This is a genomic window from Pseudomonas fluorescens (assembly GCF_902497875.1).
Lineage (GTDB): Bacteria > Pseudomonadota > Gammaproteobacteria > Pseudomonadales > Pseudomonadaceae > Aquipseudomonas > Aquipseudomonas fluorescens_BR.
In genome coordinates, this window is sequence record NZ_CABVHY010000007.1 from 108264 (window position 1) to 132278 (window position 24015).

Sequence of the window (24015 nt, forward strand, 5' to 3'; positions counted from 1 at the left end):
CCCCGCCGTCTGTAAGAGCTGCCGATAGGCTGCGATCTTTGCTTTTCAACCATTCATGCTCTGAAAATGCTCCAGCATCCGCTGCGCATCGGGCACTACCCCGCTGAATAATTCAAACGCCTTCACCGCCTGGAACACTGCCATGGTGCCGCCATCCAGCGTGCGACAACCCAAAGCGCGGGCGTTGCGCAGCAGTTCGGTTTCCAGCGGGAAGTAAACGATCTCAGCGACCCATAATTGCGCGCGCAGCAACTCCACCGATACCGGCATGCCAGGCAGCTTGGCCATGCCCATCGGCGTGGTGTTCACCAAGCCATCGGCTTGCGCCAGTGCACTTGGCAGATCGTTTCCTGCACAGGCGCGGCCGGCACCAAAGTGCTTGTTGAGATTGTCTGCCAGGCTTTGCGCGCGGCTGGTTTCCACATCGAAAATGCTCAGCTGTTGCACACCTTCGCTCAGCAGTGCGTGGGCCACCGCTGCCCCCGCACCGCCAGCCCCCATCTGCACCACGCGCTCCCGGGCGACGCCGATCAAGCCGCGCCGAAAACCCTCGGCGAAACCCAGGCAATCAGTATTGTGGCCGATGCGCTTGCCCTCCTTGAACACCACGGTGTTCACCGCGCCGATGCCACGGGCTTGCGCTGAGAGTTCGTCGAGCAATGGCAGGATTACTTGCTTGCACGGGAAGGTGATATTCAGTCCGGTGAAGTTCATGCGCTCGGCGGCCAGCAGCAGGTCGGGCAGGGCGCTGCTGTCGAGCTTCAACTGATCCAGGTCGATCAGTCGATAGAGGTAGCGCAGGCCTTGGGCATCGCCTTCGTGTTCGTGCAGCGAGGGTGTGCGTGAGGCCTGGATGCCCGCGCCAATCAGGCCGGCCAGTACACAATTGTTCCGCGACATATTGATCACCCCTTCAACCGCTGGCTCAAATGCGCCAGCGCCAGGCGATAGCCATTGCTGCCAAATCCACAGAGCACCGCCGTGGCGATCGCCGATACGAACGAGTGATGACGGAACGGCTCGCGGGCGTGGACGTTGGACAGGTGTACCTCGATCACGGGCAGTTCGCTCGCCACCAACGCATCGCGGATCGCCACTGAAGTGTGGGTCCAGGCTGCCGGGTTGATCACGATGGCGGCGCAACGGCGGCGGGCACTGTGAATCCAGTCGAGCAACTCGCCTTCGTGATTGGTCTGGCGAAACTCCACGGCCAGACCGAACTCCTCTGCGGCGCGGCCGCACAAGATCGAAATGTCCGCCAGGGTTTCATGACCATAAGTTGCTGGCTCGCGGGTACCGAGCAAATTCAGGTTTGGGCCGTTGAGCACCAGAACGATAGGTGGCATGGGTATCTCCATTGTTGTTTTTGGCGTTGGCCGAGTGGATCAGCCTGCGGAGATAAAATGTACTAACTAGTTAATTTGGTCAATTACAGGACGACCCCCAGACGGGCAAGGACGTAAAGAAGTGTTCGCTGATCGGACATTCAGCTCCAGGGCCGAAGGTAGGGTTGCAAGGATTGCTTACTACTTTGCGGCGTGAGACGAGAACCGTTGCCCGTCGCCAGAACTAATCTCAACCGCTAGCGGTGTGGAAAAACTGCCAGCCGTCGGATCACACACGGAAAACAGAATCCAAGGGGTTCTAAAACCTAACGGATGGGTTAGCATGAAGATATGCAAGTACAAAGGATTGGTGATGGTGGTCATGCTGCGCGACGAACATTGTCCGCCTCACGTGCATGTGGATGGCGGCAGATGGAGTGCTCGTTTCAAATTCAGCTTTTGGCACAATGGCGTCGAGCTCTGGGATGTCATTCCCTATTCGCGCCGTCCACCTGTGGCGGTTCTTGAGGGGTTACGCCAGGAGCTGAAACAGCCTGCCCATTTGCAGCAGGCTCGCAGCGTCTGGTGGAGCCGATTAAACACGGTCTGCCTGGACAATCAGTCCTGGGATTGGCTGGCGGATGAAGTGGTTGCAACCAAAGGACCTGGCAGCACGACTTATCTGATTGAGTCTGCTCGCTATGAGATAGAAGGAAATAGAACCCTGCTGGGGCTGCTTGACGCGCCCGAAGGGGTGGAGATCGAACTATGAAAACGCTAAAGGCCAAGGCGCAAATCGACCGGCCGGTGACCGAGGCTGTTCTGGATCAGGCGATAGAGCGTGGCCAGGCCCGCCGCAGTGGAGGGGTGAACGCGACCACGGTGAAATTTCAGGAACAGTGCCTGTCTATCGGTTTTGCAGACGGCAGCAGAATTCTCCTGCCGATAAAGAATTACTCGGAGTTTGAAGATTTCACAGTCGCGGATTTCGACAGCCTGGAAGTCGGTTTTGCAGGTACCGCGATCTGTCATGAGGCGCGGGATTTACAGGTTTCCATTGCCGGCCTGATATCGGCCAGCAAGCCGTTGATGGACATGGCGGCGGTAGTGGTCGCCTCTCATAATGGTCGCCAGAGCAGCATTGCCAAAGCGCAGGCGGCACGTGCCAACGGCAAGAAGGGTGGTCGCCCGCGCAAGGTCGATGTTGCTCTTTGAATAGCCCGGATGACCCAGATGAAACAGCCGTCATTGCGACGGCTGTATGTGTTTGTCAGATCGGTTTCAGCGTCGGGTCAACAACACCCCGGACTCCATGTGATGGGTCCACGGGAACTGGTCGAACATCGCACATTGGCTGATGCGGTGGGTGTCATGCAGTTGCGCGATATTGGCTGCGAGGGTTTCCGGGTTGCACGAGATATAAAGAATATTCTCGAAGCGCCGGGTCAACTCGCAGGTGTCCGGGTCCATGCCGGCGCGCGGCGGATCGACGAACACGCTGCCAAACTCGTAGCTCTTGAGGTCGATGTCATGCAGGCGTCGGAACGGGCGAACCTCGTTCAGCGCTTCGGTCAGCTCTTCGGCGGACAAACGCACCAGGCTGACATTATCTACAGCGTTTTCGCTGAGGTTGCTCAGCGCAGCATTCACCGAAGTCTTGCTGATTTCGGTGGCCAGCACCTTGCGCACGCGGGTCGCCAGCGGCAGGGTAAAGTTGCCGTTGCCGCAATACAACTCGAGCAAATCATCCGAGCATTCGCCGAGGGCGTCGAAGGCCCAGTTGAGCATCTTCTGGTTGACCGTGCCGTTGGGCTGGGTGAAGGCGCCTTCTGGTTGGCGGTAGCTGAACGTGCGGCCGCCGACATCAAACTTCTCGACCACATAATCGCGGCCGATCACTTCACGTTTGCCCTTGGAGCGGCCAATCACGCTGACATTCAAATCGGCGGCCAGCTGTTTGGCAGCCACTTGCCAGTGCTCGTCCAGAGGGCGGTGATAGCACAGGGTGATCATCGCATCGCCAGCCAGGGTCGTCAGGAAATCCACCTGAAACAGCTTGTGACTCAAGGCTGCGCTGGCTTGCCACGCGGCTTTGAGCTGCGGCATTAATTGATTGATGCGCAGGCTGGCGATCGGGAACTCTTCGATCAGGATCGCCGTGCGATTGTCCCCAGGGGCGAACATCGCATAGTGGCGCTGGCCGTCTTCGCGCCACAGGCGGAATTCGGTGCGCAGCCGGAAATTTTTCAGCGGTGAGTCAAACACCTGAGGCTCGGGCGCATCGAACGGCGCGAGCAACTCGCGCAGGCGCGCAGCTTTTTCATTGAGCTGAAGGGTGTAGGACCCGGAATCGAAAGACGGAGCACTCATGCGTTGAACCAACCCAACTTGATCACGAACAGAATCGATAGAATCACCAGCGCCGAGTTCAGTTCACGGCCACGACCGGACAGCAGTTTGATGGCGGTCCAGGAAATGAAGCCGAAGGCGATGCCGTTGGCGATGGAGTAGGTGAACGGCATGGCCAGGGCGGTGACGACCACCGGCGCGGCAACGGTGATGTCGTCCCAGTCTATTTCAGCCAGCCCGGAGGTCATCAATACCGCGACGAACAGCAAGGCTGGAGCGGTAGCGAAGGCTGGAACACTGCTGGCCAGTGGTGAAAAGAACAGCGCCAAGAGAAACAGGATCGCCACGACAACGGCGGTCAAACCGGTACGGCCACCGGCGCTGACGCCTGCTGCCGATTCGATGTAACTGGTAGTGGTCGAGGTGCCCAGCAAGGAACCGGCCATGGCCGCGGTACTGTCGGCGATCAACGCACGGCCCATTTTCGGCATGTGGCCGTCCTTGCCCATCAACCCTGCGCGCTTGGCTACACCGATCAGCGTGCCGGAGTTGTCGAACAGGTCAACGAACAGGAAGGCGAAGATTACGCTGACCAGCCCGATGTCCAGTGCGCCCATGATATCCAGTTGCAGGAAGGTCGGCGCCAGCGATGGCGGCATCGACATCACGCCGCCGAACGGGGTGAAGCCCAGCGCAATGGAAACGATTGTCACCGAGAGAATACCGATCAGAACCGCGCCGCGAATCTTCAGCGCTTCAAGGGCAACGATCAGGGCGAAACCCAGGGTAGCGAGGATCGGAGCCGGTTGTTTCAGATCGCCCAGGCCAAGCATGGTGGCCGGGTTGCCTACCACGATACCAGCGTTGTGCAGGGCAATCAGCGCCAGAAACAAACCAATACCAGCGGCAATTGCCGAGCGCAACGCCAGCGGGATGCTGTTGATGATCCATTCGCGAATGCGAAAGATCGACAACAGGAAAAACATCACCGCTGAGATGAACACCGCCCCCAGCGCCACTTGCCAGGTATGGCCCATGTTCAGGACCACGGTGTAGGTAAAGAAGGCGTTCAAGCCCATGCCCGGCGCCAGGGCGATCGGGTAGTTGGCGATCAGGCCCATCACGGTCGAACCGATGGCCGCCGCCAGACAGGTCGCGACAAACACCGCACCCTTGTCCATGCCGGTCTCGCCGAGGATGCTCGGGTTGACGAACAGAATGTAGGCCATGGCCAGGAAGGTCGTGAGGCCCGCAAGAATCTCGGTCCGCACGTTGGTGTTGTGTTCCTTGAGTTGAAACAGCCTTTCCAGCATGTCCGCTCCCCGTGGCGCGTCGGGCGCCGTGAATGTATCGACCTGAATAGCAAAGCACAGACTACTTGAAGCGCCTGTGGATTTTCTGTGGGTCGGAAAAAGCCGCGCATCATACCAGCAGCGTGCGCGAATGGCTGCGATCGTCGGCGTTGTTTTGCCATGGCCGGGAGTGGGGCATACTGCGCGCAGGTTTTGGGGGTAGATATGTATTGCACAAAGAGCAGTGTGGGCCTTGGACTGTTGGGGTGCTTGCTGATGGGCGTGCAAACGGCTTTGGCGGCCTCGGCTGCGCCATTGACTGAGGTCAGGGTTCTCAAGGTCGAATCACCGGCCTGTGGTTTTGAAGATGTGGCGCAAGACCAGGCGCAGACGCGCTGCGATCACCAGGGGCCAAACATCAAGGTCTACGTGCTGGAGCAGGGCTATGGACGGCAACCGCGGGTTGCGCTGGACGGGCTCGGCGTGGATGGTACGCGTACACGGGTTTGCGCAAACGCCAGCGATAATCTGGTGGAGTGCTCCTCAACAGGGAAAATTGTCGGCTATCTCTATGTCTTCGATCTGGCCGGCAAGCAGCAAGGGCATTTTACCTTTAGCAACACATCGATCAATCCACCGCAAAACACGCTGTCAGCGCAGATCTACATCAAGTAATCGCACTGCCCGGACCTTTGTCGGGAAAGCTGACTAAGCTTGAACGATCATTGTGTGGAATTAGCCCATGACCTTTAGAGCCCTGATCCCCCTCGCCGAAGGCATCGACGACCTGCAAAGCGTGACCCTGATCGACGTGTTGCGCCGCGCAAAAATAGAAGTGGTAGTGGCCAGCATCGAGTCGCGGCGCATGCTCACCTGCGCCCGCGGCACCCGGGTGACCTCCGACGGCATGCTGGTGGATGTGCTGGCACAGCATTTCGACCTGATCGTATTGCCCGGAGGCATGGTCGGCGTGCAGCATCTGGCGGCCCATCAACCCTTGCTGCAATTGGTCAAGGACCATGCGGCGGCCGGACGCCTGTTTGCCGGCATCGCCGAAGCTCCGGCAGTGGCCTTGCAGACTTACGGCGTTCTGCGCCAGCGACGCATGACCTGCCTGCCGACGGTCAGCCATTATTTGTCCGGCTGCACCTTCATCGACCAGCCGATCGTGGTGGACGGTAACTGCATCACTGCCCAGGGCTCCGGGGCGACGCTGGAGTTGGCTTTGACTCTGGTGGAGCAACTATGCGGCAAGGGCAAGCGGGCGGCGGTGGCGGGGGATTTGCTGGTTTAGCCGCGTTCAGGCATGGACAGCAATAGGTTCGATAACCGGCTGCTCGCGATGCTCGGCTTGCCAGAGGTCGTAGTCGACCTGAACCCCCAGCCATGTCCGTGCCTTACCAATACCAGCACGTTCCAGACGCGGGACTTCCGATCACCCTCGACAAGCAGCGTCAGGCTTTTGCTTCCTCGGCCGGCACATGCATGTGATCGCGCTTGGCCAGGGTCGGGAACAGCTTGATCCACACCCCGGTGACCACCAGGGTACCGATCCCGCCGAGCACCACTGCCGGCACGGTGCCTAACCAGTGAGCGGTCACTCCGGATTCGAACTCGCCCAACTGGTTTGAAGCGCCAATGAACAATCCGTTCACGGCGCTGACCCGGCCGCGCATCTCGTCCGGGGTTTCCAGTTGCACGAAGGAGGCGCGGATCACCATGCTGATCATGTCCGCCGCGCCCAGCACCACCAGCACCGCGAGAGAGAACCAGAACGAGGTCGACAGGCCGAAGGCGATAGTCGCGACTCCGAATACCCCGACCGCGGTGAACATGATTCGCCCGACCTGGCGTTCCACGGCGAAACGCGCCAGCCACAGCGACATCAACAAAGCGCCGACCGCAGGAGCCGAGCGCAGCAATCCGAGCCCCCAGGGCCCGGTGAGCAGGATGTCTTTGGCGAACACCGGCAGCAACGCTGTCGCACCGCCCAGCAGTACGGCAAACAGGTCCAGAGAAATCGCCCCGAGAATGTCCGGACGACTGCGAATGAAGCGAATTCCGGCCAGCAACGAATCGAGCGTGGCCTTGCCTTTGTTCAGCGGCGTTTGCCGGGCCGGCAGGTTGAGCATCAACAGGCAGGCGATGAGGTACAAAATCACCGTCGGACCGTAGACCCAGACGCTGCCGAAGGCGTAAAGCAAGCCGCCCAAGGCTGGCGCGACGATGGTCGCCGATTGCTGAGCCGACTGTGACGCGGCAACGGCTCGCGGGAACAGTGCGCTGGGGACAATAGTCGGCAGCAAGGCTTGAGTCGTCGGCATTTCGAACGAGCGGGCGGCACCCAGCAGGAACGCGAGGATAAAGATCATTTCCCGAGTGACGTTGTCGGAGGCGCTGCCAATGACCAGCGCCAGGGCGATCAAGGCTTGCAGGGACTGGCAGAGAGCCGCGACCTTACGGCGGTCATAACGGTCCGCCACATGCCCGGTATGGAGCATGAACAGCACCCGTGGCGCGAACTCCACCAGCCCGACCCAGCCGAGGTCCAGGACACTGCCGGTCAGTTGGTAGAGATTCCAGCCGATAGCCACGGTGAGCATCTGGAAACCACTGGCGGTAAACACCCGAGCCAGCCAGAACGCAATGAAAGGGCGGTGATGGCGCAGCAGCAGCGGGGTTTGGCTAGGCATCTGAAGACAGGTCTGGGCCGGGGGAAGGGCGAGATTATCACCAAGCTGTAACCAGAAGTTGCAGCTGCAGACAATTTAGTTAGCTAAACACCTAGTTTGGCCATGGCGATATCTCTGTGGCGCCATAACGGGCAGTGTGCCGAGTGAGGCAACCTGTCACGCGACAAAAGACCACACAGTCCAGGCCCGGAAATGGGACTACTCTTTGAGCGTTGCTTGATCCAGATCAATTCCATTTCGGAAAAGCTCTGGCGGCCAGATGGCCAGAATCCCTGCGTGGTGCTGTTTTAAAAAGAACGAATTCGAATTCGCCGCACTCCATATCCGTGGGGGCAGTGGGTGCAGGCCTTCAGCCGGCAGCCGGTATTACCTGACAGAGGAAGACTTATGTTCGGTTTGGAGGCACTTGATCTCGCCCGAATTCAGTTCGCGTTCACCATTTCGTTCCACATCCTGTTTCCGGCCATCACCATTGGCCTGGCGAGTTACCTGGCGGTGCTCGAAGGCCTGTGGCTGAAGACGCATAACGATACGTACCGTGACCTGTATCACTTCTGGTCGAAGATCTTTGCTGTCAACTTCGGCATGGGCGTGGTGTCCGGGCTGGTCATGGCCTATCAGTTCGGCACTAACTGGAGCCGCTTCTCCGATTTCGCCGGCTCGGTCACCGGGCCACTGCTGACTTATGAAGTGCTGACGGCGTTCTTCCTGGAGGCAGGCTTCCTCGGAGTGATGCTGTTCGGCTGGAACAAGGTCGGGCGCAAACTGCACTTCTTCGCCACCGTCATGGTGGCCATCGGTACGCTGATCTCGACCTTCTGGATTCTCGCCTCCAACAGCTGGATGCAGACTCCGCAAGGTTATGAAATCGTCAATGGCCAGGTGATTCCGGTGGACTGGCTGGCGGTTATTTTCAACCCGTCCTTCCCCTACCGTCTGCTGCACATGTCCACCGCGGCCTTCGTCGCTACCGCCTTCTTCGTCGGTTCTTCCGCGGCCTGGCATCTGTTGCGCGGTCGGGACAACCCGGCGATCCGCACGATGTTGTCGATGGCGATGTGGATGGCGCTGATCGTGGCGCCGATCCAGGCGGTGATCGGTGACTTCCACGGCCTCAATACCCTTAAGCATCAACCGGCGAAAATCGCCGCGATCGAGGGTCACTGGGAGAATGTCGGCGATGAACCGACCCCGTTGATCCTGTTCGGCTGGCCAGACATGAAAGCCGAGAAGACTCATTTTGCCGTCGAAATACCCTACCTGGGCAGCCTGATTCTGACCCACTCGCTGGACAAGCAAGTACCGGCGCTCAAGGAGTTCCCACCTGAGGACCGAGCGAATTCGACCATTGTTTTCTGGTCGTTCCGGATTATGGTCGGGCTCGGTATGCTGATGATTTTCACCGGTTTGTGGAGCCTTTGGTTGCGCAAGCGTGATGCCCTCTACTCGTCCCGTCCGTTCCTGTATCTGGCGCTGTGGATGGGGCCATCCGGGCTGATCGCGATCCTGGCTGGCTGGTTCACTACCGAAATCGGTCGTCAGCCGTGGGTGATCTACGGATTGATGCGTACGGCGGACGCCTCCTCCGGGCATAGCTTTACCCAGATGAGCATCACCCTGGTGCTATTCGTCGTGGTGTATTTCTCGCTGTTTGGCGCGGGCCTGGGTTACATGATGCGACTGGTGCGCAAAGGTCCGGTGATCAACGAGGGCGCCGAGCCGAGCCACGGTGGTCCTGGCCAGAAACGTACTCCGGCCCGTCCGCTTTCCGCCGCGGATGATGGCAATCACGGCGACAGCCTGAACAAGGGGAATTGAGTCATGGGTATTGATCTTCCGCTGATCTGGGCCGTGATCATCATCTTCGGCATCATGATGTACGTGGTCATGGATGGCTTCGATCTGGGGATCGGGATTCTTTTCCCGTTCATCAAGGGCAAGCGCGACCGCGACGTAATGATGAACACCGTCGCGCCGGTCTGGGACGGTAATGAAACCTGGCTGGTGCTGGGCGGTGCCGCACTCTTTGGCGCGTTCCCGCTGGCCTACTCGGTCGTGCTCTCGGCGCTCTACCTGCCGTTGATACTGATGCTGATCGGGCTGATCTTCCGCGGCGTTGCGTTCGAGTTCCGCTTCAAGGCCAGGGACGACAAGCGCCACCTCTGGGACAAGGCCTTTATCGGTGGTTCCATCACGGCGACCTTCTTTCAGGGCGTGGCGCTGGGGGCATTCATTGATGGTTTTCCGGTGGTCAATCGCCAGTTCGCCGGCGGTTCGCTGGACTGGTTCACGCCTTTCACGCTGTTCTGCGGCGCGGCGCTGGTGGTGGCTTATGCCTTGCTCGGCTGCACTTGGCTGATCATGAAGACCGAAGGCAAGTTGCAGGAACAGATGCATGACCTGGCGCGACCGTTGGCCTTCGTGGTGCTGGCGCTGATCGGCATCGTCAGTATCTGGACGCCGCTGGCCCATGCCGAGATCGCCGCTCGCTGGTTTACCCTGCCGAACCTGTTCTGGTTCCTGCCGGTACCTATTCTGGTGCTGGTGACCATGTACGGTCTGGTCCGCGCCGTGGCCCGCAATGCCCATTACACGCCGTTCCTGCTAACCCTGGTGCTGATCTTCCTCGGCTACAGTGGTCTGGGTATCAGCCTGTGGCCGAACATCGTGCCGCCGTCGATCTCGATTTGGGACGCTGCCGCGCCGCCGCAAAGCCAGGGTTTCATGCTGGTCGGCACGCTGTTCATCATCCCGTTCATTTTGGGGTATACCTTCTGGAGCTACTATGTGTTCCGTGGCAAGGTCACCCACGAAGACGGTTATCACTAGGCAGGAGCTGCCGATAGGCTGCGATCTTTTGATCTTGATCTCTGGCATCCCCAGACCCGCCAGAAAATCGCCAGCCCCTATGCGAGCCTTGCTCGCGATAGCGTCTTCGCAGGCACCACCGAACCCCAAAGAGGATTCCAGGCAATGACCGGTAAACATTCTTTGCAGGAAATCGAACAGGCCGAGAAAAAGCCGCTGTGGCAGCGACTCGGCTGGCTGGCGGTGATCTGGACCGGCAGTGTACTGGCCCTGGCCATTGTTGCCGGCCTGATGCGCATGTTCATGAACGCCGCCGGCCTGACCACACACTGATATTCGCCACACCCAATCCCATCCCGTGCCTTGCGGCACGGCTTTATAACCCTCCTGACGGAGGGTTTTTTTTTCTTTGATTTCCAGGGTGTACACGATTGGCTGCGCGATTGTGTACGCCGTGAGAAGGGGGGGTTACTTCCGTGCTTTGAGAATCACGAACTTGGGTGTGGCTGCCACTTGCTCGACGCCACGGAACAGCCGCGCCAGTTTGCTGTGATAACCCAGATGACGATTGCCGACGATATACAGTGCGCCGCCGACCACCAGTGCTTCTCGGGCTTGCTGAAACATCCGCCAGGCGAGGAAGTCCCCGACTACCTGTTGCTGGTGAAACGGCGGGTTGCACAGCACCACATCAAGGGATTGCGGTTCTTGCCCTGCGAGGCCATCGCCCGCGCGGACGATCACTTCACGCTCACCCAGAGCCGTGCGCCAGTTTTCGCTCGCTGATTGCACCGCCATGAAGGACTCGTCGACCAGCGTGTACCGGGCCTGAGGGTTTTGCAGCGCACTGGCGATGGCCAGCACGCCGTTACCGCAGCCCAGATCCGCAACCTGCGCGCTGCCAAGGTTCTTCGGCAGATGTGGGAGAAACGCCCGCGTGCCGATATCCAGCCCTTCGCGGCAGAACACATTGGCATGGTTCAGCAATTCGATTGCAGGCTCGTCCAGGGCGTAACGAGTCGGGTAGGGCGATACGCTCGGCTTTTTGCTTTCAGGAGTAGCGATCAGCAGGCGAGCTTTTTTCGTCGCCAGCGATGCTTGTACCGGACCGATGTAACGCTCCAGCAAATCGCCAGCGGCGCGGGGCAGGTGCTTGACCATGGCGCCGGCAATCACTTGGGCACCGGGAGCCAGTTGGTCCTGCAGGCGAATCAATTGTTCTTCCAGCAATGCGAGGGTTTTCGGCACCCGGATCAACACCCGGTCGAACGGCCCGGCCGGTATCTCGCTGGCGGGGACGAACGACACTGCGTCGAAGGCCCGGCCGTTGCGCACCAGGTTTTTCTCCAGCGCCTGGCTGGCCAGAAACGAGTCGCCGCTGCTGATGACCTGCACATGCCCGACCAGGCTGGCAGCCAGAGCGCCAAAGCTGTCGTTGAGCACCAATACCCGGGTATCCGCTGGCGGCTGTTGCTCGGCCAGATAGTTGAGCAGGTATTCATCGGCTGCATCAAAGGCCTGCAAGGGTTCGTTCTGTTGTTCAGGCTGGCGGATCAGGTCGAGTTGGGTGAAAGGGCTTTCGAGCAGGGGCATGGGGCGGGGGACTCTGGGTAATCAAGGGGTGTCCCGCAGGAACCTGCGCGGCATGGATGCTTGCAGGATCGTCCGAGTGGACTGCGTCGCGGTGCCGGGCAACCCGCGTCATCACTCAGATAGGGTGGTAAATGGTACGTTTTTTTCTTCTGAATTACTTGCAGGTTTTATCGGTTTGCAACGCGCGCCTCCACAAGGCTGTATCTGTCGTAGGGTATGGGTCAAGCAATCCCTTCATTACCGCATGTACGACTGCGGCGATCTTATTGTTGACCCCCATCTTTTTTATTGAGGTACTCACATGGAAATTCACAGTCCGTTCCGAGAGATTGAGGATTTTTGCGATTTCCGCGGCGGTCTTGCCTTCGGCCGACCATTTCAGAACCTCGGTTTCCCGGGGCGTTAAATTTCCGGAGGGACGAAAAGGAAAGTCGCGCCGCAACTGTTCGACAACGGCACGATGCAAGGCAAAGCAAAGCCAGATGATATGCGCGGCCTTCTCATAGAGTTCGCTGCCACTGATCGGCTTACTGCTTCGCGAAAGGCTCAGCATGCTGCAGACCCCGCGGGGGTCATGCACCGACTGCGAAATGCCATGGCGCATCCCGTGGGTTTGCACGTCTTCCCAGTAGGCAGGGCTGTTGGCGAAGGCCTGGTCGCTCCAGACGATGGGGATGACCGATTGATTGCAGTGGTGAACAATCGGGTCGATTGCCACGTAATTGGACGTTTCGTATTTGTTGTTCCAGTCGCTCGAGTAATTGTTGATTCTGAGGGCCTGCGTCTGCTGTTGATACGAGTGGGCGCTTACGGTGAACGCACAAAATTCAAAGCCTATTTCGCGAGTCAAATTCAAGGCAATTTCAAAGACGGCCTGTAAATCATGTTCTTGATTCAACTTTCGAAGCTGGGCTTCCGTCCAGATTTCCATAGGACTCTCCATGTGTGCTTCTGGGGTGCTGGTATTGGATCTGAAATCCGAGTGTAGGACAGGTCCTACGTATTCAGAGTAAATATTTTCTTCTTGAAATGGAATGTTTCGTTCTTGTTTGCTTCTAAAGCAGGTGAATAAAGTCAGGTTTTTTTGATATGGTGTTTATCATTTAGCATGTAGGCTTGGGTTTGGGTGGTATACGATCGAGCGCTGATGGCAATAAGTCATTATTTGTGAATAATTGTATTAGTTGAAGCTGTCCTGATGCTTTCCGCTCTAACGGAATAGTTATTTAATTGTTTTGGTTTAAATGGGTTCCGTCAGGTTGAATGAATTCGACGGGATGGCCGCAATGCCACTACAAACACTACGGTGTTTATCTACCACGCTTTGCGAGACACTGAGCTACCTGACCCAGGAGCGCCTCATGACCGCCAGCGTCGAAAAATTCACCCGGCAAACCCTGCTCGAGGTGCAACCATTGACCCCGGGCCTGTTCACTTTACGTACCACGCGAGATCCTGGCTTCCGCTTTCGGGCTGGGCAGTTCGCGCGTCTGGGCGTTTGCAAGGCCGATGGCAGCGTGGTCTGGCGGGCCTATTCCATGGTCTCTTCGCCGCATGACGAGTTTCTTGAGTTCTTTTCCATCGTGGTGCCGGGTGGCGAGTTCACCAGCGAGCTGAGTCGTTTGGTCGAGGGCGATACGTTACTGGTCGACCGGCAGGCGTTCGGTTTTCTGACCCTTGATCGCTTTGCCGACGGCCGTGATCTGTGGTTGATGGCCACAGGTACCGGCGTTGCGCCATTTTTATCGATCCTTCAGGATTTCGAAGTCTGGGAGAAATTCGAGCGAATCATCCTGGTCTACAGTGCGCGCGAAGCAAGAGAACTCGCCTACCAGGAGTTGATCGCCGGACTGGCACAGCGCGAGTACCTGGCAGAGTACGGACATAAACTGCAGTTCATTGCGACGGTCACCCGCGAGCAGCACCCAGGTGCGTTGAACGGGCGGATCACCCGGATGATAGAAAATGGCGAATTGGAACGTGCCGCAGGCGTGGAGCTGACTGCCGAGCATTCGCGGGTGATGCTCTGCGGTAACCCGCAAATGATCGATGACACGCGCAACCTGCTTAAAGCGCGCGATATGCGGCTAAGCCTGAGCCGCAAGCCCGGGCAGGTTGCGGTGGAAAATTACTGGTAAGAGACGGCGCCGTAATGACGCCGTTTACCACGGCGACAGAGCCCGTTCAGGGCCTGTTGTTCTGCGCTTTGAGCAGGTCGCGGATTTCCTCCAGCAACTCCTCTTCCTTGGTAGGAACCGGTGGCAGGGTTGGCGCAACGGCCTCTTCGCGTTTCAGACGATTGATGGCTTTGACGCCCATGAAGATCGCAAGGGCGACGATGATGAAGTCGATCATGCTTTGGATGAATTTGCCGTAGGCCAGCATCACCGCGGGTGCCTCGCCTTGGGCTGCCTTGAGGGTGATTGCCAGATCACTGAAGTCCACCCCGCCGATCAGCAGGCCAATGGGCGGCATCACCACATCGCCTACAAATGACGAAACGATTTTGCCGAAGGCTGCGCCGATAATGATCCCAACGGCCATGTCGACCACGTTACCTTTGACCGCGAAGGCCTTGAACTCACTGATCACGCCCATAGGTTATTCCTTGTTACAGATGAGGTTGGTGAGTGCAGTGTAAATCAGCAATACGCATCTTGCTCGAAACAACCACTTACTGCGCGATTCGGTGCTGCTACACGATGAAGCGCGGCCCCAGGCGCTCCAGCTCCGTGCGTGATCGAAACCTCAAGGATTCGAGCAAGGCCAGGGACTTCGCCGCGGGCGTGTATATTTAAGGCAATTCGATTTCTATTCCATACGCCAAACAACGCGTACGTGTTCGAATTTCAGGGAGGGCGATTGCTCTATCTGTTTGGATGGGTCTATATAAAAGGTGAAGTGCGTCAAGAGGTTTAGTTGCAACGGTTTATAGGGTGTCAATTATCTTGAATCAAAAATCCGTACCAGTTTTTAGAGTGGGTACGGCTGGCATATGACTACTGATGGGGGCGCCAGTTTTATCAGGATGTTGGTCCAGGGCTAAAACTTATACATCCAGCTTCTGAAGGGGCAATGCATGTAGAAGTTTGTTTTTCATCCGTTTAGATACTTGATATGGATGTACAAAAAGTTGGATGAGTGGCGCTGAACCGTATCCGACGCTATCAACCGAGCACTTTGTCATGGCAGCGGCCAGTTGGCTGCCGTTTGACTGCCAATGTTCGACGCGTTGCCAGTCAAAGGCACTGATCGCCGCCAGCTGAGCTATCATCGCGGTTTTTCGTTGGAGTTCCGATGGCCAAGGCAAAGCGCATGTACGGCTGCACCGAGTGCGGCGCAACCTTTCCCAAGTGGGGTGGCCAGTGCGGCGAGTGCGGCGCCTGGAACACGCTGACCGAAACCATGGTGGAAAGCGGTGGCGCAGCGGCCCCCAGCGGTCGTACCGGCTGGACCGGGCAGCAGGCTCAGATCAAGACCCTGGCCGAAGTCAGCGTCGAAGAGATTCCGCGCTTTTCCACGGCGTCCGGTGAACTCGACCGAGTACTCGGCGGTGGTCTGGTGGATGGCTCGGTGGTGCTGATCGGCGGCGACCCGGGCATCGGCAAGTCGACCATTTTGTTGCAGACCTTGTGCAGCCTCGCGGCACGTATGCCGGCGCTGTACGTCACCGGTGAAGAATCCCAGCAGCAAGTGGCCATGCGCGCCCGTCGCCTGGGACTGCCTCAGGACAAGCTGCGGGTCATGACTGAAACCTGCATCGAGACCATCATTGCCACGGCGCGGGTAGAAAAGCCGAAAGTCATGGTGATCGACTCGATCCAGACAATCTTCACCGAACAACTGCAGTCGGCACCGGGTGGCGTGTCTCAGGTGCGCGAAAGTGCGGCGTTGCTGGTGCGCTATGCAAAACAGAGCGGTACCGCGATTTTCCTGGTCGGTCATGTCACTAAAGAGGGCGCACTGGCCGGGCCGCGAGTGCTGGAGCACATGGTCGATACCGTGCTGTATTTCGAAGGCGAATCGGATGGTCGTCTGCGTCTGCTGCGGGCGGTGAAAAACCGTTTCGGCGCAGTCAACGAACTGGGTGTGTTCGGCATGACCGACAAAGGGTTGAAGGAAGTCTCCAACCCGTCGGCGATTTTCCTCACGCGAGCTCAGGAAGAAGTGCCGGGCAGTGTGGTGATGGCAACCTGGGAAGGCACCCGGCCGATGCTAGTGGAAGTCCAGGCTCTGGTGGACGATAGCCACCTGGCCAACCCGCGTCGGGTGACCCTGGGCCTGGACCAGAATCGACTGGCCATGCTCTTGGCGGTCCTGCATCGACATGGTGGTATTCCGACCCACGATCAGGATGTCTTCCTCAACGTGGTCGGCGGAGTCAAAGTGTTGGAAACGGCTTCCGACCTGGCTTTGATGGCGGCGGTGATGTCCAGCCTGCGCAACCGGCCGTTGCCCCATGATCTGCTGGTATTTGGCGAAGTGGGCCTGTCTGGCGAGGTACGGCCAGTGCCCAGCGGTCAGGAACGGCTGAAAGAAGCTGCCAAACACGGCTTTAAACGGGCCATCGTACCCAAGGGCAATGCACCGAAAGAGGCGCCGCCCGGGCTGGAAATTATTGCGGTGACACGCCTCGAGCAGGCATTGGATGCGTTGTTCGCATAAACACCAGGCGAATTGGAGTGGTGATCAAACTTCGATCAGCGCTCCCAGTTCCCGCTCCAGCTCGTCTACATCCCCCAGATTCAACTCAATCAGCCTTCGCAGGTGTTCGATTGACTCAAGGTTGATGTGCAGGCAGACGAAACCCAGCTGGCCGTGATCATCGTGGGTCAGTTGTACGTCCATCCTGACTTCGACGTCGTCGCTCAAATGTATATCCGCTGCGAAAGGTTGCGTCTCATCACCCGTCCAGGGATCGGGGCGTTTAACCAGCAGACCTTTGAGGGACAGATCAATCAACTGCACCGGCCAGCGGTGCTCACCCTGGCTCAGTTCAGTCCTCGCGTCGAAGGCAAAACGTTTGAAGCGGCGGCGATCTGCAGTGTGGTCGCTCATGGCGCAATCCTCTTTATGTGCGCTGACTATAGACCGGCATTTGCAAGAGTCGCCACTGGCGTCGTACCCGAAACAAGGCTCTAGGGTATGGCCTTTGGTGCAATCGGGGCTAAACTCGGGATGGCTTTATCTCAAGTCCACCCTGGCTGGAATAAAAAAGATGAAAAATAATAATAGCCTGCTACGCCACCTACCCTGGCTGCTGCTGGCAATCCTGGGAGCATGCGCCCTGGGCGTAGTGGCCTTGCGCCGCGGCGAGGCGATCAACGCCTTGTGGATTGTAGTCGCTGCAGTGGCCATTTATCTGGTTGCTTATCGTTACTACAGTCTGTTCATCGCTAACCACGTGATGCAGCTCGATCCACTTCGGGCCACCCCCGCAGTGCTTAACAATGATGGTCTGGACTATGTGCCGACCAACAAACACATCCTTTTCGGTCACCACTTCGCAGCCATTGCGGGCGCAGGACCTCTGGTCGGCCCGGTGCTGGCGGCGCAAATGGGCTACCTGCCCGGCACGCTCTGGCTGATTGCCGGTGTGGTACTGGCGGGCGCCGTGCAGGACTTCATGGTCCTGTTCATGTCGACCCGCCGCAACGGCCGTTCCCTGGGTGACATGGTCCGTGAAGAAATGGGCCGTATCCCCGGCACCATCGCGCTGTTTGGCTGCTTCCTGATCATGGTCATCATCCTCGCGGTGCTGGCACTGATCGTGGTCAAGGCCCTGGCCGAGAGCCCGTGGGGTATTTTCACGGTGATGGCAACCATCCCGATCGCGATGTTCATGGGCATTTACATGCGCTACATCCGCCCGGGCCGCATCGGTGAAATCTCTATTGTCGGAGTGCTGTTGCTGCTCGGTTCGATCTGGCTCGGCGGGCAAATCGCCGCTGATCCCGTATGGGCCAAAGCCTTCACCTTTACCGGAATCCAGATCACCTGGATGCTGGTCGGCTACGGCTTCGTGGCCGCGGTCCTGCCGGTGTGGCTGATCCTGGCGCCGCGCGACTACCTGTCGACCTTCCTCAAGATCGGTACCATCGTCGCCCTGGCGATCGGCATCCTGATCACCATGCCCGATCTGAAAATGCCGGCGCTGACCCAGTTCACCGACGGTACCGGTCCGGTCTGGAAAGGCGGGCTGTTCCCGTTCCTGTTCATCACCATTGCCTGCGGTGCGGTGTCGGGTTTCCACGCCCTGATCGCTTCCGGGACTACCCCGAAACTGCTGGCTAACGAAGGCCATGCCCGTTACATCGGTTACGGCGGCATGCTGATGGAATCCTTCGTGGCCATCATGGCCATGGTGGCTGCTTCGGTGATCGAACCGGGTGTCTACTTCGCGATGAACAGCCCCGCGGCTATCGTCGGCGGTGATGTGGTTGCGGTGGCCCAGACGGTCAGCAGCTGGGGCTTCGCCATTACTCCGGAAGCCCTGCAAGCCGTGGCCAAGGACATCGGCGAAACCACCATCCTGGCCCGTGCCGGCGGTGCGCCGACCCTGGCGGTCGGGATCGCGCAGATCCTGCACACGCTCCTGCCGGGTGAAAACACCATGGCGTTCTGGTACCACTTCGCGATTCTGTTCGAGGCGCTGTTCATCCTGACCGCAGTCGACGCCGGTACCCGTGCCGGACGTTTCATGCTCCAGGATTTGCTCGGTTCCTTCGTTCCGGCGCTCAAGCGTACGGAGTCCTGGACCGCCAACCTGATTGCGACCGCGGGTTGCGTGGCGATGTGGGGTTACCTGCTCTATCAAGGTGTGATCGACCCATTGGGCGGCATCAACACCTTGTGGCCACTGTTCGGTATCTCCAACCAGATGTTGGCCGGTATCGCACTGATGCTGGCGACGGTCGTGCTGATCAAAATGAAGCGCCAACGCTACGTCTGGGTCACCATGTTGCCCGCCGTATGGCTGCTGATCTGCACCACCACCGCCGGCTTCATCAAACTGTTCGACGCCAACCCGGCGATCGGCTTCTTGTCTCTGGCCAAGAAATACAGTGATGCCTTGGCCAACGGTCAGGTGCTCGCGCCGGCCAAAAGCATCGAGCAGATGCAGCACGTGATCTACAACGCCTACACCAACGCGACCCTGACGGCGTTGTTCCTGCTCGTGGTGTTCAGCATCCTGTTCTTTGCGCTCAAGGTCGGTATCGCCGCCTGGGGCACCAAAGAACGCACGGATAAAGAAACGCCATTTCAGGCCCAGCCGGATGCTTGATCGAGGATTGCAGACATGTTCAATGACCTGAGTCGCCTCGGTAAATACCTCGGTCAGGCCGCGCGCCTGATGGTCGGCATGCCCGACTACGACAACTACGTCGAGCATATGCAAACCAAACACCCGGACAAGCCGATGATGACTTACGAGGCGTTCTTTCGGGAGCGCCAGGAGGCTCGTTACGGCGGCAAGGGTGGTCCGAAGTGCTGCTGAGCCCTTGATATAGGGGGCAGCGTTTGACCGAACGCGTCACGCCAGTCGTGGCGCGTTTTCATTTCTGGAATCACCAGGTTGGGCGAGTATTTTCAGCGAACAATCAACCCATGTTCCATCGCGTAATTGAGCAATGCGGCGGGTTTGTCGATGTTCAGTTTGCGGCGGATGCTCAGGCGGTGGGTTTCGACGGTGCGCACGCTAATGTCGAGTTCCCGAGCCATTTCCTTGTTGTTCAACCCCTGGACCATCCTCGACAGAACCTGACTTTCCCGGGGGGTCAGTTCGTTTTGGAGGTGTTTTCCTGCGGCCAGTTTTTGCGCAATTTCGGCACTGTAGAAGGTGCCACCGCTGGCAATCGCTTCGATCGCTGCGATGATTTCGCGCGACGGTGCATTTTTCAGCACATAGCCACTGGCCCCCGAACGTACGGATTCGCTCACGTACTCATGGTTATCGTACATGCTCAATATGAGAATCTTGATCGATGGGTATTGCTGGCGCAACGCCCGGGTCAGCTCCAGCCCATTCATGTCTTTCAGGCCAATGTCGACCAGCAGGAGGTCGGGGAGGGTCCGTCCGACCATTTCGATAGCCTCGGTGCCACTCTCGGCTTCGCCCACTACGTCTAAAGACTCCATCACCGCCAGCAAGGCGCGGATGCCATCGCGAACCAGTGAATGATCGTCGACCAGGGCGATGCGGATCGGGTAGGGCAGGCTCATAGGGGCATCACTCTTGTTGTTATCGAGGGATCAACTTCAGGTGTTGATAATGGCCATGGGCAGCAGGACGTCCAGTTCACTCCTTCCAGGCACTGAATGAAGATCGAATCGGCCGCCGAAATGCTCGACCCTTTCACGTATATTGCGCAGTCCTATACCGCCATGCAGGCGCTCGACCCGAGTGACATTAAAGCCAATACCGTCATCGACGACGATCAAGCGTAAAGCATTTTCAGAACCGTGCAGAGTGATGGATACATTGCTGGCCTGAGCGTGCCGCTCAATGTTGGTCAGGGCTTCTTGCGCGATACGGAACAAAGCCACTGCGGCACCGTCGACCAGATGATAATCGAACAGGTTGCTTTCATAGTTCACGTGCAGGCCGCTGCGCTTTTCAAATTCGGCCGCCAACTGCCCGATGGCGGCGGGCAGCCCCAGAGTGTCGAGTAACGACGAGCGCAGGTCGTGGGAGATAGTGCGGATTTCCCCGATAGCGCCACCCAAGCGCTCGGTGGCCTCTCGCAAAATGCTCAGGCCATTCTCGCGACCCGCTTCCAGCACATGGCTTGCCAGTTCGAACTGAAACTTTATCGATACCAGCAACTGACTGATACCGTCATGCAACTCACGGGACACGCGCGACCGTTCTTCTTCCTGCAGGCTGACGATTCGCTGATTGAGTCTCTGAAGTTTTTTGTCTGCCAGGCGGTGTTCACTGACGTTCAAGGTCATGCCGCTGGCGAAGACCAGTAGCACGGCGATCAGCGCAACGGCTGCGATCGCTAGCATGGTTGCCTGAATACCTTGCGCGACTTCAGCGCGAGCTTGCTGCGTGGCCAATTTGACATCTTCAAGATAGATGCCGGTGCCGAGCATCCAGCCCCAGCGATCAAGCATGACGACATAGGCCAGTTTGTCCGTGACCTGGCCGGTCGATGGCTTCTTCCACGCGTAACGCTGGAAACCTTCTCCGGATTCAGCGCTTTTCAATAATGCCTGGATCACTGGCAAACCGTGTGGGTCGGTCATCTCCCACAGATACTTGCCAACCAATTCCGATTGCCGGGCGTGCATCAGACTGCGGCCCTGGCGGTCATATACAAAAAAGTAGCCGTCGATACCAAAGCTGAGTTTGCTTAACTCTTCGAGTACTCGCTGTTGTGCCAGCTCATCACCCTGACCACCGGCATACAAGGGTTCGATCAAGCTTTTGGCCATTTCAACGTAGTTTTTCAGTTCCGCGCGCTTGCTGGCGAGGATGCTGTCTTCGATAAGTTGTGCCTGCTGATCGCCCAATTGGCGATGCTGGAAAATCACCAGTGCGCAAATAACGGCAACGGCCAGTATCAGCGGCAAAATACCCAAGGCTACGATTTTGTGTTTGAGCTGCATGGTTACTCCTGTCCAGGCCGGGCGGCGGTGCGGCAGGGCTGTCGGCGGGTGTCAGGGATTGGGCATGATATGTCAAAAAGGCTTCGGTCCTACACGCGGATCGACGTTGTCAGGACCTGTCTCGGTAGTACTACGTAGAAAGCGCTTACGTAGTACTGCGGATTTCGTTATTGAAGACATGCGCGGATATTAGGCGGGCTGCGCATAACGCGGCACTCTTATAATAATTACCGCCGCAGTCCACCGACTGTCGGCAGGAGAGACGCAATGTCCCGTCTGGTGAAACACCTCGCCTGGTTTGCGCTGGCTGTCATTGGAGCGGTCGCGCTGAGTGTCGTGGCCTTGCGCCGTGGCGAAGCGATCAACGCCCTGTGGATCGTAGTTGCCGCAGTCGCTATCTACCTTGTTGCCTACCGCTATTACAGTCTGTTCATCGCCAAGCATGTGATGCAGATCGATCCACTTCGGGCCACCCCCGCCGTACTCAACAATGATGGTCTGGACTATGTGCCGACCAACAAACATGTGCTGTTCGGTCACCACTTCGCAGCCATTGCGGGCGCAGGACCTCTGGTCGGCCCGGTGCTGGCGGCGCAAATGGGCTACCTGCCCGGCACGCTCTGGCTGATTGCCGGGGTGGTGTTTGCCGGCGCCGTGCAGGACTTCATGGTCCTGTTCATGTCGACCCGACGTAACGGCCGTTCCCTGGGTGACATGGTCCGTGAAGAAATGGGCCGTATCCCCGGCACCATTGCGCTGTTTGGCTGCTTCCTGATCATGGTCATCATCCTCGCGGTGCTGGCACTGATCGTGGTCAAGGCCCTGGCCGAGAGCCCGTGGGGTATTTTCACGGTGATGGCGACCATCCCGATCGCGATGTTCATGGGCATTTACATGCGCTACATCCGTCCGGGCCGCATCGGTGAAATCTCGATTGTCGGGGTGCTGTTGCTGCTCGGTTCGATCTGGCTGGGTGGGCAGGTTGCCGCTGATCCCGTGTGGGCCAAAGCCTTCACCTTTACCGGGATCCAGATCACCTGGATGCTGATCGGCTACGGCTTCGTGGCCGCGGTCCTGCCGGTGTGGTTGATTCTGGCGCCGCGCGACTACCTGTCGACCTTCCTCAAGATCGGGACCATCGTCGCCCTGGCGATCGGCATCCTGGTCACCATGCCCGAGCTGAAAATGCCGGCGCTGACCCAGTTCACCGACGGTACCGGTCCGGTCTGGAAAGGCGGGCTGTTCCCGTTCCTGTTCATCACCATTGCCTGCGGTGCGGTGTCGGGTTTCCACGCCCTGATCGCTTCCGGGACTACCCCGAAACTGCTGGCTAACGAAGGTCATGCCCGTTACATCGGTTACGGCGGCATGCTGATGGAGTCCTTCGTGGCCATTATGGCCATGGTGGCTGCTTCGGTGATCGAACCGGGTGTCTACTTCGCGATGAACAGTCCCGCGGCTATCGTCGGTGGCGATGTGGTTGCGGTGGCCCAGACGGTCAGCAACTGGGGCTTCGCCATTACTCCGGAAGCCCTGCAAGCCGTGGCCAAGGACATCGGTGAAACCACCATCCTGGCCCGTGCCGGCGGTGCGCCGACCCTGGCGGTCGGGATCGCGCAGATCCTGCACACGCTCCTGCCGGGTGAAAACACCATGGCGTTCTGGTACCACTTCGCGATTCTGTTCGAGGCGCTGTTCATCCTGACCGCAGTCGACGCCGGTACCCGTGCCGGACGTTTCATGCTCCAGGATTTGCTCGGTTCCTTCGTTCCGGCGCTCAAGCGTACGGAGTCCTGGACCGCCAACCTGATTGCGACCGCGGGTTGCGTGGCGATGTGGGGTTACCTGCTCTATCAAGGCGTGATCGATCCACTGGGCGGTATCAACACCTTGTGGCCACTGTTCGGTATCTCCAACCAGATGCTGGCCGGTATCGCGCTGATGCTGGCGACAGTCGTGCTGATCAAAATGAAACGCCAACGCTACGTCTGGGTCACCATGTTGCCCGCCGTATGGCTGCTGATCTGCACCACCACCGCCGGCTTCATCAAACTGTTCGACGCCAACCCGGCGATCGGCTTCTTGTCTCTGGCCAAAAAATACAGTGATGCCTTGGCCAACGGTCAGGTGCTCGCGCCGGCCAAAAGCATCGAGCAGATGCAGCACGTGATCTACAACGCCTACACCAACGCGACCCTGACGGCGTTGTTCCTGCTCGTGGTGTTCAGCATCCTGTTCTTTGCGCTCAAGGTCGGTATTGCGGCCTGGGGTACCAAAGAACGTACGGACAAAGAAGCGCCGTACCAGGCTCTACCAGACGCGTGATCGAGGATTGCAGAC

23 protein-coding genes and 1 pseudogene are annotated in these 24015 nt (G+C 58.4%); 12 read left to right on the forward strand and 12 right to left on the reverse strand.

What is annotated here, in order from left to right; genetic code table 11:
- Positions 1 to 45 precede the first annotated feature (45 nt).
- Together F8N85_RS08775 and aroQ are read right to left on the reverse strand one after the other, a co-directional pair.
- A complete protein-coding gene (locus F8N85_RS08775) occupies positions 46 to 900 on the reverse strand; it encodes a shikimate dehydrogenase (protein ID WP_150803244.1) in 855 nt (284 codons plus the stop codon).
- Positions 901 to 905: 5 nt separating this feature from the next.
- Complete coding sequence (gene aroQ / locus F8N85_RS08780) at positions 906 to 1346, reverse strand: type II 3-dehydroquinate dehydratase (RefSeq protein WP_150803245.1); 441 nt, start codon at positions 1344 to 1346, stop codon at positions 906 to 908.
- A gap of 322 nt (positions 1347 to 1668) precedes the next feature.
- Here aroQ and F8N85_RS08785 point away from each other — a divergent pair, with 322 nt between their 5' ends.
- Positions 1669 to 2097, forward strand: a complete 429-nt coding sequence (locus F8N85_RS08785) for a DUF4160 domain-containing protein (protein WP_150803246.1) — start codon at positions 1669 to 1671, stop codon at positions 2095 to 2097.
- Positions 2094 to 2540, forward strand: coding sequence for a DUF2442 domain-containing protein (locus F8N85_RS08790; protein ID WP_150803247.1), 447 nt, complete (start codon positions 2094 to 2096; stop codon positions 2538 to 2540). Before F8N85_RS08785 ends, F8N85_RS08790 begins: the two co-directional genes overlap by 4 nt.
- A gap of 66 nt (positions 2541 to 2606) precedes the next feature.
- On the opposite strand, the gene trmA is transcribed toward F8N85_RS08790, so the two are convergent.
- Both trmA and F8N85_RS08800 read right to left on the reverse strand, forming a co-directional pair.
- Complete coding sequence (gene trmA / locus F8N85_RS08795) at positions 2607 to 3695, reverse strand: tRNA (uridine(54)-C5)-methyltransferase TrmA (RefSeq protein ID WP_150803248.1); 1089 nt, start codon at positions 3693 to 3695, stop codon at positions 2607 to 2609.
- Positions 3692 to 4987, reverse strand: a complete 1296-nt coding sequence (locus F8N85_RS08800) for an NCS2 family permease (protein WP_150803249.1) — start codon at positions 4985 to 4987, stop codon at positions 3692 to 3694. The genes trmA and F8N85_RS08800 overlap by 4 nt, the downstream gene beginning before the upstream one ends.
- Positions 4988 to 5191: 204 nt before the next feature.
- On the opposite strand from F8N85_RS08800, the gene F8N85_RS08805 reads away from it, so the two are divergent.
- Complete coding sequence (locus F8N85_RS08805; protein ID WP_150803250.1) at positions 5192 to 5641, forward strand: DUF4879 domain-containing protein; 450 nt, start codon at positions 5192 to 5194, stop codon at positions 5639 to 5641.
- 67 nt (positions 5642 to 5708) lie between these two features.
- On the forward strand, positions 5709 to 6260 hold the full coding sequence (locus F8N85_RS08810) for a DJ-1 family glyoxalase III (RefSeq protein ID WP_150803251.1): 552 nt from the start codon (positions 5709 to 5711) through the stop codon (positions 6258 to 6260).
- A 6-nt stretch (positions 6261 to 6266) separates the two neighbouring features.
- Here F8N85_RS08810 and F8N85_RS34890 read toward each other — a convergent pair.
- Positions 6267 to 6389, reverse strand: a pseudogene (locus tag F8N85_RS34890) (addiction module antidote protein, HigA family); the annotation flags it as partial.
- 31 nt (positions 6390 to 6420) lie between these two features.
- On the reverse strand, positions 6421 to 7659 hold the full coding sequence (locus tag F8N85_RS08820; protein ID WP_150803252.1) for an MFS transporter: 1239 nt from the start codon (positions 7657 to 7659) through the stop codon (positions 6421 to 6423).
- 387 nt (positions 7660 to 8046) lie between these two features.
- Here F8N85_RS08820 and F8N85_RS08825 point away from each other — a divergent pair, with 387 nt between their 5' ends.
- The 3 genes from F8N85_RS08825 to F8N85_RS08835 all read left to right on the forward strand — a co-directional run bounded on the left by F8N85_RS08825 (position 8047) and on the right by F8N85_RS08835 (position 10800).
- Positions 8047 to 9477, forward strand: coding sequence for a cytochrome ubiquinol oxidase subunit I (locus tag F8N85_RS08825; protein ID WP_150803253.1), 1431 nt, complete (start codon positions 8047 to 8049; stop codon positions 9475 to 9477).
- Positions 9478 to 9480: 3 nt separating this feature from the next.
- On the forward strand, positions 9481 to 10488 hold the full coding sequence (cydB, locus tag F8N85_RS08830; RefSeq protein ID WP_150641157.1) for a cytochrome d ubiquinol oxidase subunit II: 1008 nt from the start codon (positions 9481 to 9483) through the stop codon (positions 10486 to 10488).
- A 144-nt stretch (positions 10489 to 10632) separates the two neighbouring features.
- Positions 10633 to 10800, forward strand: coding sequence for a DUF2474 domain-containing protein (locus F8N85_RS08835; protein ID WP_150803254.1), 168 nt, complete (start codon positions 10633 to 10635; stop codon positions 10798 to 10800).
- Positions 10801 to 10935: 135 nt separating this feature from the next.
- On the opposite strand, the gene F8N85_RS08840 is transcribed toward F8N85_RS08835, so the two are convergent.
- Entirely contained in the window at positions 10936 to 12060 is a 1125-nt protein-coding gene (locus F8N85_RS08840; protein ID WP_150803255.1) for a methyltransferase, read from the reverse strand.
- A gap of 154 nt (positions 12061 to 12214) precedes the next feature.
- Positions 12215 to 12991, reverse strand: a complete 777-nt coding sequence (locus tag F8N85_RS08845) for a helix-turn-helix transcriptional regulator (protein WP_150803256.1) — start codon at positions 12989 to 12991, stop codon at positions 12215 to 12217.
- Positions 12992 to 13421: 430 nt separating this feature from the next.
- Here F8N85_RS08845 and F8N85_RS08850 point away from each other — a divergent pair, with 430 nt between their 5' ends.
- Entirely contained in the window at positions 13422 to 14198 is a 777-nt protein-coding gene (locus tag F8N85_RS08850; RefSeq protein ID WP_150803257.1) for a ferredoxin--NADP reductase, read from the forward strand.
- A 46-nt stretch (positions 14199 to 14244) separates the two neighbouring features.
- Here the strand turns inward: F8N85_RS08850 and mscL are convergent, their stop codons facing one another.
- Positions 14245 to 14658, reverse strand: coding sequence for a large-conductance mechanosensitive channel protein MscL (gene mscL, locus F8N85_RS08855; protein WP_150803258.1), 414 nt, complete (start codon positions 14656 to 14658; stop codon positions 14245 to 14247).
- Between the two features lie 699 nt (positions 14659 to 15357).
- On the opposite strand from mscL, the gene radA reads away from it, so the two are divergent.
- On the forward strand, positions 15358 to 16725 hold the full coding sequence (radA, locus tag F8N85_RS08860) for a DNA repair protein RadA (RefSeq protein WP_150641151.1): 1368 nt from the start codon (positions 15358 to 15360) through the stop codon (positions 16723 to 16725).
- Between the two features lie 24 nt (positions 16726 to 16749).
- Here radA and F8N85_RS08865 read toward each other — a convergent pair whose 3' ends face one another.
- A complete protein-coding gene (locus F8N85_RS08865) occupies positions 16750 to 17118 on the reverse strand; it encodes a PilZ domain-containing protein (RefSeq protein WP_150803259.1) in 369 nt (122 codons plus the stop codon).
- Positions 17119 to 17278: 160 nt separating this feature from the next.
- On the opposite strand from F8N85_RS08865, the gene F8N85_RS08870 reads away from it, so the two are divergent.
- On the forward strand, positions 17279 to 19345 hold the full coding sequence (locus F8N85_RS08870; RefSeq protein ID WP_150803260.1) for a carbon starvation CstA family protein: 2067 nt from the start codon (positions 17279 to 17281) through the stop codon (positions 19343 to 19345).
- Between the two features lie 15 nt (positions 19346 to 19360).
- Complete coding sequence (locus F8N85_RS08875) at positions 19361 to 19558, forward strand: YbdD/YjiX family protein (RefSeq protein ID WP_150803261.1); 198 nt, start codon at positions 19361 to 19363, stop codon at positions 19556 to 19558.
- A gap of 92 nt (positions 19559 to 19650) precedes the next feature.
- On the opposite strand, the gene F8N85_RS08880 is transcribed toward F8N85_RS08875, so the two are convergent.
- Together F8N85_RS08880 and F8N85_RS08885 are read right to left on the reverse strand one after the other, a co-directional pair.
- Positions 19651 to 20283, reverse strand: a complete 633-nt coding sequence (locus tag F8N85_RS08880; protein ID WP_150803262.1) for a response regulator — start codon at positions 20281 to 20283, stop codon at positions 19651 to 19653.
- Positions 20284 to 20319: 36 nt separating this feature from the next.
- Entirely contained in the window at positions 20320 to 21675 is a 1356-nt protein-coding gene (locus tag F8N85_RS08885; protein WP_150803263.1) for a cache domain-containing protein, read from the reverse strand.
- Positions 21676 to 21942: 267 nt separating this feature from the next.
- Between F8N85_RS08885 and F8N85_RS08890 the strand changes: the two genes are divergently transcribed.
- Positions 21943 to 24000, forward strand: coding sequence for a carbon starvation CstA family protein (locus tag F8N85_RS08890; RefSeq protein WP_150803264.1), 2058 nt, complete (start codon positions 21943 to 21945; stop codon positions 23998 to 24000).
- Positions 24001 to 24015 lie beyond the last annotated feature (15 nt).